Annotated in this window: 14 protein-coding genes; 5 read left to right on the top strand and 9 right to left on the bottom strand. The window is 44.3% G+C overall.

Features of this window, described 5'->3' with window-relative positions:
• Positions 1 to 23: 23 nt before the first annotated feature.
• Genes lysA through ALT761_RS01125 form a run of 4 tightly spaced genes read right to left on the bottom strand, consistent with a single transcriptional unit; the run spans position 24 to position 3,095 of the window.
• Positions 24 to 1,274, bottom strand: a complete 1,251-nt coding sequence (gene lysA, locus ALT761_RS01110; RefSeq protein ID WP_129735757.1) for a diaminopimelate decarboxylase — start codon at positions 1,272 to 1,274, stop codon at positions 24 to 26.
• Positions 1,274 to 1,495 carry an LPS translocon maturation chaperone LptM gene (lptM, locus tag ALT761_RS01115; protein WP_129735758.1) on the bottom strand — a complete coding sequence of 74 codons (222 nt, stop codon included), beginning with the start codon at positions 1,493 to 1,495 and terminating at the stop codon, positions 1,274 to 1,276. The genes lysA and lptM overlap by 1 nt, the downstream gene beginning before the upstream one ends.
• Before the next feature lie 12 nt (positions 1,496 to 1,507).
• Positions 1,508 to 2,575 carry an MJ1255/VC2487 family glycosyltransferase gene (locus tag ALT761_RS01120; protein WP_129735759.1) on the bottom strand — a complete coding sequence of 356 codons (1,068 nt, stop codon included), beginning with the start codon at positions 2,573 to 2,575 and terminating at the stop codon, positions 1,508 to 1,510.
• A gap of 1 nt (position 2,576) precedes the next feature.
• Positions 2,577 to 3,095: a phosphatase PAP2 family protein gene (locus ALT761_RS01125; protein ID WP_057794702.1), complete on the bottom strand. Its 519-nt coding sequence runs from the start codon at positions 3,093 to 3,095 to the stop codon at positions 2,577 to 2,579.
• Positions 3,096 to 3,452: 357 nt separating this feature from the next.
• Here ALT761_RS01125 and rraA point away from each other — a divergent pair, with 357 nt between their 5' ends.
• A complete protein-coding gene (rraA, locus tag ALT761_RS01130; protein WP_013785912.1) occupies positions 3,453 to 3,938 on the top strand; it encodes a ribonuclease E activity regulator RraA in 486 nt (161 codons plus the stop codon).
• A gap of 168 nt (positions 3,939 to 4,106) precedes the next feature.
• Here the strand turns inward: rraA and ALT761_RS01135 are convergent, their stop codons facing one another.
• The 3 genes from ALT761_RS01135 to mpl all read right to left on the bottom strand — a co-directional run bounded on the left by ALT761_RS01135 (position 4,107) and on the right by mpl (position 7,000).
• Entirely contained in the window at positions 4,107 to 4,907 is an 801-nt protein-coding gene (locus ALT761_RS01135; RefSeq protein WP_129735760.1) for a S1/P1 nuclease, read from the bottom strand.
• 78 nt (positions 4,908 to 4,985) lie between these two features.
• On the bottom strand, positions 4,986 to 5,621 hold the full coding sequence (locus ALT761_RS01140) for a flavin prenyltransferase UbiX (RefSeq protein ID WP_013785910.1): 636 nt from the start codon (positions 5,619 to 5,621) through the stop codon (positions 4,986 to 4,988).
• Entirely contained in the window at positions 5,618 to 7,000 is a 1,383-nt protein-coding gene (gene mpl / locus ALT761_RS01145) for a UDP-N-acetylmuramate:L-alanyl-gamma-D-glutamyl-meso-diaminopimelate ligase (RefSeq protein ID WP_129735761.1), read from the bottom strand. The genes ALT761_RS01140 and mpl overlap by 4 nt, the downstream gene beginning before the upstream one ends.
• Before the next feature lie 274 nt (positions 7,001 to 7,274).
• Between mpl and ALT761_RS01150 the strand changes: the two genes are divergently transcribed.
• The 3 genes from ALT761_RS01150 to ALT761_RS01160 all read left to right on the top strand — a co-directional run bounded on the left by ALT761_RS01150 (position 7,275) and on the right by ALT761_RS01160 (position 9,480).
• Complete coding sequence (locus ALT761_RS01150; protein WP_129735762.1) at positions 7,275 to 8,252, top strand: class 1 fructose-bisphosphatase; 978 nt, start codon at positions 7,275 to 7,277, stop codon at positions 8,250 to 8,252.
• Between the two features lie 118 nt (positions 8,253 to 8,370).
• Complete coding sequence (gene ppa / locus ALT761_RS01155; RefSeq protein WP_013785907.1) at positions 8,371 to 8,901, top strand: inorganic diphosphatase; 531 nt, start codon at positions 8,371 to 8,373, stop codon at positions 8,899 to 8,901.
• Between the two features lie 96 nt (positions 8,902 to 8,997).
• On the top strand, positions 8,998 to 9,480 hold the full coding sequence (locus ALT761_RS01160; RefSeq protein WP_129735763.1) for a DUF3299 domain-containing protein: 483 nt from the start codon (positions 8,998 to 9,000) through the stop codon (positions 9,478 to 9,480).
• Between the two features lie 91 nt (positions 9,481 to 9,571).
• On the opposite strand, the gene ALT761_RS01165 is transcribed toward ALT761_RS01160, so the two are convergent.
• Positions 9,572 to 10,273, bottom strand: a complete 702-nt coding sequence (locus ALT761_RS01165) for a 2OG-Fe(II) oxygenase (RefSeq protein ID WP_013785905.1) — start codon at positions 10,271 to 10,273, stop codon at positions 9,572 to 9,574.
• Complete coding sequence (locus ALT761_RS01170) at positions 10,266 to 10,700, bottom strand: acyl-CoA thioesterase (RefSeq protein WP_172602832.1); 435 nt, start codon at positions 10,698 to 10,700, stop codon at positions 10,266 to 10,268. Before ALT761_RS01170 ends, ALT761_RS01165 begins: the two co-directional genes overlap by 8 nt.
• Before the next feature lie 169 nt (positions 10,701 to 10,869).
• Here ALT761_RS01170 and ALT761_RS01175 point away from each other — a divergent pair, with 169 nt between their 5' ends.
• Complete coding sequence (locus tag ALT761_RS01175; RefSeq protein WP_129735764.1) at positions 10,870 to 12,369, top strand: Hsp70 family protein; 1,500 nt, start codon at positions 10,870 to 10,872, stop codon at positions 12,367 to 12,369.
• Positions 12,370 to 12,449 lie beyond the last annotated feature (80 nt).

A 12,449-nucleotide genomic window follows, 5' to 3' on the forward strand; every position in this document is an offset into this window, starting at 1 on the left:
TTTATTATGAGTTTAACCCTAGTTTACGTAAGTTTGTGCTCACCTTTCCAGAGATCTTTTAGAATTTCTCTTTCACGCACCACAATTGTTGCATCTCCATCTACCATAATCTCCGCTGGACGGCAGCGGCTATTGTAGTTTGATGCCATTGCAAAGCCATACGCACCGGCACTTCGCACTGCTAGTAGGTCAGTTGGCTCGATAGCAAGTTCACGGTCTTTACCGATGAAATCACCGGTTTCACAAACTGGGCCTACCACATCGTAATTACGCGCTGTAGCAGTACTTTCTTGTTTTACTGGGATGATATTTTGCCATGCAGAGTAAAGTGCAGGTCGAAGCAAGTCATTCATGGCTGCATCAACAATAGCGAAGCTTTTCTCTTCACCTTCTTTGATAAATTCAACCTCAGTGACCAAAATACCTGCGTTAGCAGCAATAGCGCGACCTGGTTCTAGTATGAGTTTAAGGTTTTCACGGCCTACCATTTTTTCTGCCATCGCAGCAGCGTAAGCTTTCGGATGCGGCGGTTCTTCGTCGTTATAAGTCACACCTAAGCCACCACCAACATCTAAGTGATCAATGGTTATACCGCGCTCGGCTAATTCATCAATCAGCAGCAATAATCTTTCTAGTGCATCAACAAAGGGGCCAATTTCAGTTAATTGCGAACCAATGTGGCAGTCCATACCCACTACGTTCAAGTAAGGAAGTGATGCAGCGAGTTCGTAGGTTTGCAACGCGCGTTCACGGGCAATACCAAATTTGTTTGCTTTCAATCCTGTTGAAATATAGGGGTGCGTTTTTGCATCTACGTCAGGGTTGATGCGAAGCGAAATAGGCGCTTTTTTGCCAAGGGATTCTGCTACCGCGTTAATACGGTGCAATTCAGGCTCAGACTCTACGTTAAAGCACATAATACCTTGTTCTAACGCATAACGTATTTCATCAGCTTTTTTACCTACACCCGAAAATACCACCTTGCTGGCATCGCCACCGGCTTCAATAACACGTGCTAATTCACCACCAGAAACAATGTCAAAACCAGAGCCAACTTTGGCTAGTGTACTGAGTACACCTAGGTTTGAATTGGCCTTTACTGCATAACAGATAAGGTGAGGGTGTTCACCAATTGCATCATTAAAGGCATGCCAATGACGCTCTAGCGTTGCCCGTGAATATACATAAACTGGGGTTTGGTACTGTGCAGCAATATCTGCAACGGCTACATCTTCAGCGAAAAGCTGACCGTTTTTATAAGCGAAAAAATCCACTAGTGAGATTCTCCTGGTGTGGAGGCGGGTTGGCTTTGCGTGTTTGGTGAAGACACTGTTTCGTCTGGCTTTTCAGTAGGCGTCGTTTGTTCTGGCGCTTGTGGAATATACAGCGCCCCTTTATAACCACAACCACTAAGTAGAATGGCTGTGAATGTCACTAAAACCCACTTTTTAAGCACGAAAAATCCCGCGTATACGACAATAAATGCCGTTATCATCGCATTGCGTGATTAAAATGCAAGAGACAATAAGCGTTCTTGTGTTTTATCGCCGTAGCGAACTTCTTTCCACAGTGAATTACATAGGCTTTGCGTATCTTGCAAGTCACCTTTTTTCAGCCAATCAATTAACACATTAGGGTCATCGGGGAACTGAATGGCCTCTATGTCTGCTGCTTCTAGCCACTCTTCAACAATATCCGTATCCAGTTGAAATAAGGTATGGCAAAGATCGAGCTTATTAAGGGTTAGTACATTCGATAACTGCTCAAATTGGCCATGAAGGGGTTTGATAAGTAGCTTTTTACCTAGTTGTAAGGCTTCGCTTGAAAGTTCAAACCCTCCGTTCGCAATAACACCGTTACAGTGTTGTAGTGCACGCTGGAAATGCTGTTTTGACGTAGGGTTCCACTGAATATGTCCCGCGTCTTTAATTTCGCTAATATCAGGGTGGAAGCACTGAAATTTTTGGTCGCTTAAAGGTTCCAGCATTTGTTGAACGTCGCTAACATCTTCAAATGGTAAGTAAACCAACACATGGCCCTTACCTGGTACTGATACCGGTTTCTCTGCCACAAAAGGCGGAATGATCGGTTGATTAAAGTGAAACCAATGCACACCTAATTGAAGGTCGGTAGGGGCGAATTTTTTCATTAGCAGCCTATCAATAATGGTGTCGCCAGATTTTGGCACATCATACGAAAATGCGGCTTGGTGGCTAATTGAAATTGACGGAATATGCTGACGCTTTGCCGCCCACGCTGTGACAGGCTCAAAGTCGTTAACGAGAAGATCGTATCCGCTTGCATCAAAACGTTTCACGTCTTTTAGAAATTGACTGATATTAGCTTCTTTAATGGTTTGCCACCGGTCGACACGGCCACTTTTAGTGATAAAGCTTAAGCCAGTGAAGGTGCGATAGTCGCCAAATACATCCATATCGAAATATTTATCGGGTTCACGCCCGGTGAAAACAAAATCTACTTCAACATCTGAACGCTTGGCTAGTGCTGCCGCCATAATTCGTGCACGAGCAATGTGCCCGTTTCCGGTGCCTTGCACGCCATACAATAATTTCATGTTACCCCAGGATGGAAATACTCAACGATGCGATAGTGATACCAAGTAACATACCTGCGACTACATCTGATGGGTAGTGCACGCCTAGCAAGACGCGAGACAGGCCGATTAGGGCTGCCCAACTGTATGCCAGTACCGCGAATGGTGGATAGTAATGCGCCACAATACTTGCCATTAAGCAGGCTGCAGCAGTGTGCCCAGAAGGCAGAGAGAATTTATCCGATGGCGTAACGTGTGCTGTTAAATCCAATAGAAAATCACAAGGGCGCGGGCGCTTGAACATTTTCTTAAGCAGCACATAGATAGGTAACTCCAGCGCATATGCCATCAGCGCTGTATAGAGGAAAAGTTCGCCATGCTCGGGTTCAAAAGCCCATAATAAGGCCCCAATAACCAAGTATAGGTATCCATCTCCGGTTTTTGACAGCCAGATAATACTGCGACAGTCTCGTTTTACGGTAAGACTGTACAAGCGGTAGAACAAATTTGTATCGTATTTGGTCAAGGATTTAAGAAGCATTAGCCTTGCCCCCTTTCGATTGATTATTGAACAATTTAAAAGCATTCTGTGACCAACCAGTGACAGAAAAAAGAAACCTTTATGACAGATGAAACGGTGAGCTGATCACGCTGTACTGCACGTATTAACTTCTATTAGGTGCGGTGTGGTAGCGAGTTAGTCTTTTATAAAAGGTAAGCAAGTTACGTGCTAAGTAGGTGAAAATGTCTTTGCTAATAAAAGTGGTAGTCTATTTAGTGGAAGGGTTGTTGCTGTTTCCCTGAAACTTCATAAATCAGGCGTTTTCAACGACCAAATTAATGCTATGCTAGAACAAGGTAAATAACCTACTACTCTCAATTAAAGTAAGGTAGAGCAATGGATTACAACACTTCTGAATTGTGCGATTTATTTGCAGACAGCGTCGACGTAGTTGACCCTATCTTTGCAAGCTTTGGCGGCCGTTATTCTTTTGGTGGCGAAATCACCACGATTAAGTGTTTCGAAGACCGTGGTCTTATTGACCGTGTATTGGCTCAACCTGGTGCAGGTAAAGTACTGCTAATTGATGGTGGTGGTTCTACACGTCGTGCCTTATTCGATGCAGCCCTTGCTCAAGTAGCAATAGATAACGACTGGGAAGGTATCGTGTGTTACGGCAGTGTACGTGAAGTGGATAACTTGGCCGAAATGGATATTGGCGTATTAGCGGTAGCGGCAATACCTGTTAATGCTGAATGTGAAAGCATTGGTGATGTTGACGTGCCGGTTAATTTTGGTGGCGTTACCTTCCTGCCAGAAGATCACCTTTATGCTGATAGCACGGGTGTTATTCTTTCACCTGAGCCTCTCGATATCGACTAAGCTTTGATACTAGGGTCTTGGCGACGTTTGAGATTTATTACTCAAATAAACAGGCTTAAGACAACAAAAAGCGGAGACAGCTGAATAAAGTGCCTCCGTTTTTTTGTGCTCAGGATTCAGCAACTACCAATAGCCGCTAGCAGAACCCTCTGCGGTATGTATTATTAATTACTTATCAAACGTTTCGTTCAAGTACATGGCAAGTCGAATACCAGCCATTTGTAAACGCTGCTTAGCCGTTGGAAGATGCTGATATAAGTAGTCATAACTCATGTTGTTGGCATCTTCGGGGTAGATTTCATCACGGATTTTAGTGCTTTCTTCAATCCACACTAACGGATCGGTAGTTGCCCAGCTACGAATATCATCCGGCGTGATGTGTTCTGTAAGCCATGTTGTCCATTCTGTATAAGACAGCTTACGTTGTTCTAGCATTTGAGAGTCCCACACCCGATGTAAATTAGAGTTCTGCCAAAAGAAATTTACTTTTACATCGTTACCGCCGCGATCGCTGCCATCACCCGCATGCAACGGTTGGTGCAAATCACCAATGATGTGCACAACAAAACGTAGCGCTAAGCGTTTTTCTTCAATAGTGGCCGAATCGCTTTTTAAGGTCTTTGTATAGGCTTCAAGTGCGGTAACGGCATCACCTTGTTTAGGTGCACCAACTTCAGCATAGTCATTCCCTTTAGGCACTGTTACATAGTGCCAATGGGTAGACATCTTTTGCCAAAACTCACTTGGGTTTGAGCGCATTTCATCTGCATAAGTTGATGCTTCTGCTAGCGAACTGTTTGGCAATAGTTCTGCTACAGCAGCTTGAGACAATGGGCTTAAATACTGCTGCGCAATGGCGCCAGTAACCCGATGGCCTGTTTGGCCCCAGCCAAACGCTGGCGACGAAACAAATAACGTAATAAGTGAGCTTAGCGCAACGGCGAAAGTCCTATTTCTCAACGCTGTCATCAATTTTCCTTTGTTTTATTTTTAAATTTTGCAAGTCGCTATTTTTAGTGACTGTTTTTATTAGCAATGAACTATTAGCTAAGCGTTACCACTATGTTTAGCAGTTTCATAACCCCAGCGTGCCACTAAAGATTGTTCAACGCCAAGATGATCAAGAATACGCGCCACAACAAAGTCGACCAAATCTTCGATGGTCTTAGGATTATGATAAAAACCAGGCGCCGCTGGCATTATTGTCGCACCCATTTGTGACAATTTAAGCATATTTTCCAAATGGATTGAGGAAAGAGGCATTTCTCGTGGTACCAGAATAAGCTGGCCTCTTTCTTTTAATACTACATCGGCTGCCCGTTCTATTAAATTGTCGCTAGCACCAACAGCGATAGACGAAAGCGTGCCTGTAGAGCAAGGGCAAACTACCATTTTGGCCGGTGCTGCTGAGCCTGATGCAACAGGCGAAAACCACTCTTCTTTTCCAAATACTTGCACTTGACCAGGCTTTCCGCCGCAGTGCTCAATGAAAAAAGCACTAGCGTCTTCAGGCCTAGCGGGAATTTTTATATTTTCTTCTGTAGCCATCACTACTTTGGCGGCAGAAGAAATAAGCACATACACTTGGTAGTCAGCTTTCACTAACGACGTTAATAGTGAGAGTGCGTATGGTGTGCCGGAAGCACCCGTAATAGCTAGCGTAATTTGCTTATCATGTTTCATTTTTCTACCTCGATTGACGGGGTAAGTACGCGTAAAACACGGTTGTGGATGCCTTCAAAACCACCATTACTCATAATAAGAATATGATCGCCAGGGCGCACTTCGCTTTGCAATACTTTTACAATGTTTTCAACATCATTGAATACGGTGGTGGGCGCTGGGCTAGTGGCTGCTGCTTCCTTTAACGACCAATCTAGTCCTTGAGGTTCATACACATAAACCGCATCAGCGGCCTGCCAAGAGTGGGCAAGGGTATTCTTATGTACCCCCATTTTCATGGTGTTCGAACGAGGCTCCAGCACAGCAAGTATGCGGGCATTACCTACTTTCTTGCGAAGTCCATCAATAGTGGTGGCAATGGCGGTGGGATGATGAGCAAAATCATCATAAACCGTCACCGGTTTACCGCCAGCTGCGAGTGTCACCGAGCCCTTTATTTCCATGCGGCGCTTAACATTTTTAAAGCTTGATAGTGCGGCAATAGCATCGTTGAGGCTAACACCGGCATGATGAGCCGCAGCAATAGCCATGAGTGCGTTATCTACATTGTGCTGGCCAAGTAGTTCCCACTGTACTGCGCCAACAATCTCATTGTTAAATAGCACGTTAAACTGGCTACCCTCTTTATTGATAAGTTCTGCCGACCATTCTTTGCCTAGAGATTGGCGTTGTGTCCAACAACCTTTTTTAAGGGTTTCTTCAATAGCGGGCGTGTGATTGGGCGTAAGAATAAGGCCATTTTCTGGCACCATACGCACAAGGTGGTGAAATTGGGTTTGAATGGCCGCTAAGTCGGCGAAGATGTCAGCATGATCGAACTCTAAGTTATTAATCACCAGCGTTTTAGGACGGTAATGGACAAACTTAGAGCGCTTGTCGAAAAAGGCGCTGTCGTATTCATCTGCTTCAATGACAAAAAACGGACTTTCTCCAATCCGGGCCGACACGCCAAAGTTTTCAGGCACACCACCAATAAGGTAGCCGGGGTTCAATTCGCTGTACTCTAAAATCCACGCCACCATACTGCTGGTGGTGGTTTTGCCGTGGGTTCCTGAGACACCAATGACCCATCTATCTTTTAATAAGTTATCAAGCAGCCATTGCGGGCCACTGGTATATGGCAAGTTTCTATTTAACACATACTCAACCGCTGGATTTCCACGAGACATGGCGTTACCAATAATAACTATGTCAGGAATGGGCTCGAATTGGTCGGTATCAAAACCTTCGGTAAGTTCGATGCCAAGGGCTTCAAGTTGGGTACTCATGGGCGGATACACGTTGGTATCTGAGCCTGTGACCTTATGGCCCAAGGCTTTCGCAATGGCTGCGATGCCACCCATAAAGCTACCGCAGATACCTAAAATATGTACATGCATAGCGAATTCTCATTTTTTACTGCATTGAATACCGGCTACTTTATCAGAACCGTTGCAGGTTAAATAATGCATTTTTACGCATAATGTCTGCTTTCACTGGTATGTTGTGTAGATTGGCAGCGCCTGCCTTATTCCACTTCAGTGCATTCACGGTTACAATCAATTTAACAAGCATATAAAGCAGTGCTTGTTGGTAGTGCAAGAGAAAGCCGGTAAGGAAAGCTGCGCGCCTTGTATTGTCATACCCTACACACTAAAAAAAGGCTTAACTAAGATGAAACGTTTAAATTCCCAGTTGCAAGAAGATGGTGCCCCGCTAGAGCTCATATTGCTTATAAGAACCTTATTGGCGAGCTGCAAAGAAATTTCGTTCCGGGTGAGTCAAGGTGCGCTTGCTGGCGTATTGGGTTCTACTTTGTCAGAAAACGTACAAGGTGAAACACAAAAGAAGTTAGATGTTATCTCAAATCACATTATCAAAGATACGCTTCGCGAGTCGGGCTACGTAAAAGCCATTTCATCGGAAGAAGAAGACGATGTGGTACCGTGTCATCCTGATGGCAAATATCTTGTTAGCTTCGATCCACTAGACGGCTCATCGAACACCGAGATTAACAGCTTAATTGGTACTATCTTCTCAATCACCCACGCGCCTCAGTGGATGGAGCCGGATGACCCATCAGCGTTTCTTCAGCCGGGAACACAAATTGTTGCAGCGGGTTACGTACTTTACGGACCTTCTACTATGCTTGCCCTTAGTACTGGGCGTGGCACACATATTTATACCTTAGATAAAACCCATGGTGGGTTCCTGCTTACTCACCCGAATATTCAAGTACCAGAAGCTACTTCTGAGTACTCTATTAATGCATCGAATCAGCGTCATTGGGAGCCGGCTATGCAAGCCTATATTGCCGACCTGATAGCGGGTAAAGATGGCCCTCGTGAGAAAAACTTCAATATGCGTTGGGTTGCTGCCATGGTTGGTGATATTCATCGCTTGTTATGTCGCGGTGGTATTTTCATGTATCCATACGACAAACGTGACCCATCTAAGCCGGGTAAATTGCGTTTACTTTATGAAGCAAACCCGATGGCCTTTTTGATGGAACAAGCCGGTGGTAAAGCGGAAACCGGTGCAGGGCGAATTCTTGAAGTCATGCCTGAAGAAATACATCAGCGCGTACCATGTATTATTGGTTCTAAAGAAGAAGTAGAAACCTGTTTAAGCTATTACGGTAAAAGTGAATAGAATTATTGCTAAATAAAGGCGGTTTTGTGTGTGATTAGCGCTAAACCGTTTTTATTTTGCCGCCGTCACCGTATACTTAGCGCCACATTTTTTAAAACATCATTGAAAGGACCTTAGAATGAGCTTGAATGATATTCCTGCTGGCAAGAACTTGCCTGAAGAAGTGAATGTAGTTATCGAAATTCCAGCACACGCTGACCCGGTAAAATACGAAGTAGACAAAGACTCAGGCGCTATGTTTGTTGACCGTTTCATGGCAACTTGCATGCACTACCCAACTAACTACGGTTACGTGCCTAACACCTTGTCTGAAGACGGTGACCCAGTTGACGTATTGGTAATGACGCCGTTCCCACTATTGGCGGGTTCAGTAATTCGTTGTCGTCCAATTGGTGTTTTGAACATGACTGATGAGTCGGGTAAAGACGCTAAAGTATTGGCAGTGCCAATCGACAAGCTTTCTACTATTTACCGTAAAGTGCAAGAAACTGAAGACGCACCTGAGTTGCTACTACAGCAAATCGAGCACTTCTTCTCTCATTACAAAGATCTTGAACCTGGTAAGTGGGTTAAGATTGACGGCTGGGCTGGTTCAGCAGCAGCGAAAGAAGAAATTGTCGCAAGCGTTAAGCGTTTCGAAGCAGAATAATTCACGCTGCTTACAAGACATGCTAAAAAGGGGTCGGTGCTGGTAAGTACCGACCCTTTTTATTTTAAGAGCGACCTTTTTATTTAAGTGAGTGTTATGTTGAAAGTCATGGGAAAGGCATTGGTTTTAGCCTTAGTCGTATTGCTTCCGGCGTTCTCAGCGTTTAGCGACGAAGAACCTATTGAAGTGTATTGGGAAGATTTGGTACCAGAAGGGTTTAATGAACTTGCGCCTCCCGCCGTTCAGCACAATGGTGAAATGTCACAGTTGCAGCCTGATGCCCCAGTAGTTGATAAATTTGATGGTAAGCGGGTAAAAATTCCTGGCTTTGTGGTGCCCCTTGAAGGCACGCCTGAACTTACAACCGAATTTTTACTAGTACCTTACTTTGGCGCTTGTATTCATGTACCGCCGCCGGCGTCGAATCAAATTGTGTACGTAACGTTTGAAGAGGGTATTCCTCTTGATAATATTTACGACGCGATATGGGTAACTGGCGAACTTACCACTGAGGGGTGGAAAGGTGATATCGCGTCGGTAGGGTATCGACTTAAAGGTATCGCAGTAAGTGCTTTTTAGACCAGCGTAAGCGTTTAGGCAGGCCAAGCAGTTTTTATACGTAAGGAAGCTCCTTATAGGCTAAGAAGCTCCTTACAGGCAAAAATATTCTCTAGCCTTGTGGTGTATAGATTTGTTCTGCGCGATTGAACAGCAGCCACGAGGTTAGAATGTACTTGTCGTTGCTTTTAGGTATTTGCCCACGGTGAGTATGGGTAAAATAAGCAGGGGCAATCACCATTCTGCCCGCTTTAGGCTTTACGGCTTTATCTTGATAATAAAATTCGGTTTCCCCACCATCTTCCACATCATTTAAGTAAAACATAAACAGTAATACGCGATGCAAAGCTTCATTATGAGGTGCTTGTGGATAAACCTCTGAATGCCAGTAAGGGTAACCGCCATTACCTGCACTGTAGCGCTGTGCGTTAATGTCGCCAATACGAAAAAGATAATTAACCAAGTTGTGAAGGTTAGGTTTACCTACTTCTTCAAAGTTTTCACCGGTTAGTTTAACGGGCTCGCCGGTTTTTGGATGGCGAACGGTCAACCCTATTGGGCCAACCAGAGCGTAATAGTATTTCTCAATGTACTTAACCAATTGCTCGCCTGTTAACTGCATTACCTGCTTAAACAAGTCAGCAAACTCAGGCTGTTGAGAAATAGATACATCAACACTGCGCTTCTTATCTAAATCCACACCACCGCCGGTTTTCCCTTGAGTGAGGTTGGGGCTTTTTTCAAAGCGCGCGATAAGTTGGGTACACAATTCGGGTGACAGAACGTCATCAATAACGTCAATTAAATCAGCCATTAGGTAGCGCCTTAAAGTGTGCTTGCAATGTCGCTTTTATATCGTCAGGAATAGGCGCTGAGCGCTGCTGCTGATAATCGAAATGTACCATAGTCGTGATGCCCGTTGAGCACAGGTTCCCGTCTTGCCAAAGCTCTTGATACACATCAAACGCACTGTTCCCTAAACGACTGATAAACGTTTTTACGGTAACGGTTTTTCCGTAAAAAATTTGCGCAAGAAAATCGACTTTGTAGCTTGCTAAAATAAGCGGCCAGTTCTGTAAATCCATCGTTGGCGTAAATATTCTGAAGATAGGATCCCGCGCCGCTTCAAACCAGCTGACTAATGCGGTATTACTTACGTGTTGCAGGGCATCGGTCTCACAAAACCTAACTTCGAATGACATTTCCATAGAGATGATTTCTGATGGAGTGGCTACTGACATATCGCCTCTTATTTTTATCGTGATGTTCCCTCACTTTATCACGCTATATTGGGTTTTTCAGTAATCTGGCTCAACCTGAGCGGCCATTGGAAACGAAATTAAGATGAAAAGTGATTCCAGCGTGGTTTTAAATTACAATCTGCGCCAAATTTCTGATTAAACAATAATTATGACTGCAATTGGGATTGATTACGGTACCTCAAATTCTGAGGTGGTGTACTTTGATGGCGCTACCCATAGACATATAAAGCTCGACCCATCACTTGAACAGGGTAATAAAATTCGCTCGTCTGTATTTATATACTTTGAGGATGAACTGCCGCCTCCGCCTGATGCCATGGTGGAAGCTAAAGTGTCGCAGTTGCAGCGTTTAATCAACGAGCAAATAGATAAAGCCAAGCAGGGCTATTACGATGCTAAAGACCCCAAAGAGCAGTCGCGCTATAGCAACCGCATTGAATCGCTTCGTGGTGAATACCATAACCGACCTGCATTGCAACGAAAGGCCATTCAGCAACTTATGCATGCTATGTCGCTGGAAGAAATTCCATTATTGCGACTAGTAGAACACGGTAAGTTTGCCTTCGGTGAAGAAGGGTTTAAGCGCTTTTTAAAAATGCCTGATAAAGGCCGGCTTATCTACTCACCTAAAAACTTCTTAGGTGCATCTTTAGATGGCGACCAGAAAAAGGCATTTATTGGCATTATTGCCAAACAGCTAGCCTACTTTAAACAGTGTGCCGAAACCCAATTAGAAAAGCCTGTTTCATCGGTAGTTATCGGTCGTCCGGTTAAGTTTCACGGTACCCGTGGTGAAGTGGGGAACACTCAAGCTATTCAGATTATGACTGAAGCTGCATCTAACGCTGGCTTTAGTAAAATTAATTTTTTGGATGAGCCCATTGCGGCTGCGTATAAAATTGAGCAGACATTACCCCGCGATACCACTGCGCTTATTGTGGATATTGGCGGTGGTACCACAGATATCTGTTGTATTAATCTTTCACCTGAACGAAATAACCAACTGGATAGAAAGCAAGATGTGCTATCGGTAACGGGAAGACGCTTAGGCGGCATGGATTGCGATAAGAGTTTGTTGCTGAAAGTGGTAGCGCCTGAAATGGGAATGGGGCTAAAAATGATTAACGGCCTGCCCATCCCCCCTACCTATTATTCAGATATGTGTGCGGTTGATAACATTCCTGCACTTACTCGGTTCTTTTCTGATGACTACGGATTAGAAATCTCGCAAACCATGTCAGTCACTAAGCACCCTGAGCAACTAGAGCGTTTGTTGCTAGTACAAGAAAATAAATTGTCGGCGCGGGTGGTTAACTCGGTGAGAATGGCAAAAGAACTGCTTTCTAGTAAAGATAAGATCACTTTACCGCTGCATTACATTGAAGATGATTTTGATGTAAACATTAGTACCGAAGACTTAAAAAGCGCATTAAAGCCTTGGTTAAGCAAGGTAAAAGCGTTAGTGGTGGAATGTTTAGAGAAAAGCAGCGCAGCACCCGAGGTAGTAATGGTTACCGGCGGTATGAGCTTATCACCCATTATTATCGACGCACTGTATGAAGAACTACTTACCGGGCTACCTCGACTAGAAAATGATGCATTTAACTCGGTGTGCGAAGGCTTAGCCATTCAAGCTTCTAAGTTTTAAAGTTTTTTATTCAAAAACCTTAGTTTCAAAGCTTCGCCAGTTAAGTGCCTAGGTATTTAACCGAGCTAAATAAAAAACGC

It is taken from the genome of Alteromonas sp. 76-1, assembly GCF_900654235.1.
GTDB lineage: Bacteria > Pseudomonadota > Gammaproteobacteria > Enterobacterales > Alteromonadaceae > Alteromonas > Alteromonas naphthalenivorans.

What these genes read in the sequence shown, in the direction of transcription:
- lptM (WP_129735758.1), bottom strand. Translation starts at nt 1,495, where the DNA reads ATGATAACGGCATTTATTGTCGTATACGCGGGATTTTTCGTGCTTAAA.
- ALT761_RS01120 (WP_129735759.1), bottom strand. Translation starts at nt 2,575, where the DNA reads ATGAAATTATTGTATGGCGTGCAAGGCACCGGAAACGGGCACATTGCT.
- ALT761_RS01125 (WP_057794702.1), bottom strand. Translation starts at nt 3,095, where the DNA reads ATGCTTCTTAAATCCTTGACCAAATACGATACAAATTTGTTCTACCGC.
- rraA (WP_013785912.1), top strand. Translation starts at nt 3,453, where the DNA reads ATGGATTACAACACTTCTGAATTGTGCGATTTATTTGCAGACAGCGTC.
- ALT761_RS01135 (WP_129735760.1), bottom strand. Translation starts at nt 4,907, where the DNA reads ATGACAGCGTTGAGAAATAGGACTTTCGCCGTTGCGCTAAGCTCACTT.
- ALT761_RS01140 (WP_013785910.1), bottom strand. Translation starts at nt 5,621, where the DNA reads ATGAAACATGATAAGCAAATTACGCTAGCTATTACGGGTGCTTCCGGC.
- mpl (WP_129735761.1), bottom strand. Translation starts at nt 7,000, where the DNA reads ATGCATGTACATATTTTAGGTATCTGCGGTAGCTTTATGGGTGGCATC.
- ALT761_RS01150 (WP_129735762.1), top strand. Translation starts at nt 7,275, where the DNA reads ATGAAACGTTTAAATTCCCAGTTGCAAGAAGATGGTGCCCCGCTAGAG.
- ppa (WP_013785907.1), top strand. Translation starts at nt 8,371, where the DNA reads ATGAGCTTGAATGATATTCCTGCTGGCAAGAACTTGCCTGAAGAAGTG.
- ALT761_RS01160 (WP_129735763.1), top strand. Translation starts at nt 8,998, where the DNA reads ATGTTGAAAGTCATGGGAAAGGCATTGGTTTTAGCCTTAGTCGTATTG.
- ALT761_RS01165 (WP_013785905.1), bottom strand. Translation starts at nt 10,273, where the DNA reads ATGGCTGATTTAATTGACGTTATTGATGACGTTCTGTCACCCGAATTG.
- ALT761_RS01170 (WP_172602832.1), bottom strand. Translation starts at nt 10,700, where the DNA reads ATGTCAGTAGCCACTCCATCAGAAATCATCTCTATGGAAATGTCATTC.
- ALT761_RS01175 (WP_129735764.1), top strand. Translation starts at nt 10,870, where the DNA reads ATGACTGCAATTGGGATTGATTACGGTACCTCAAATTCTGAGGTGGTG.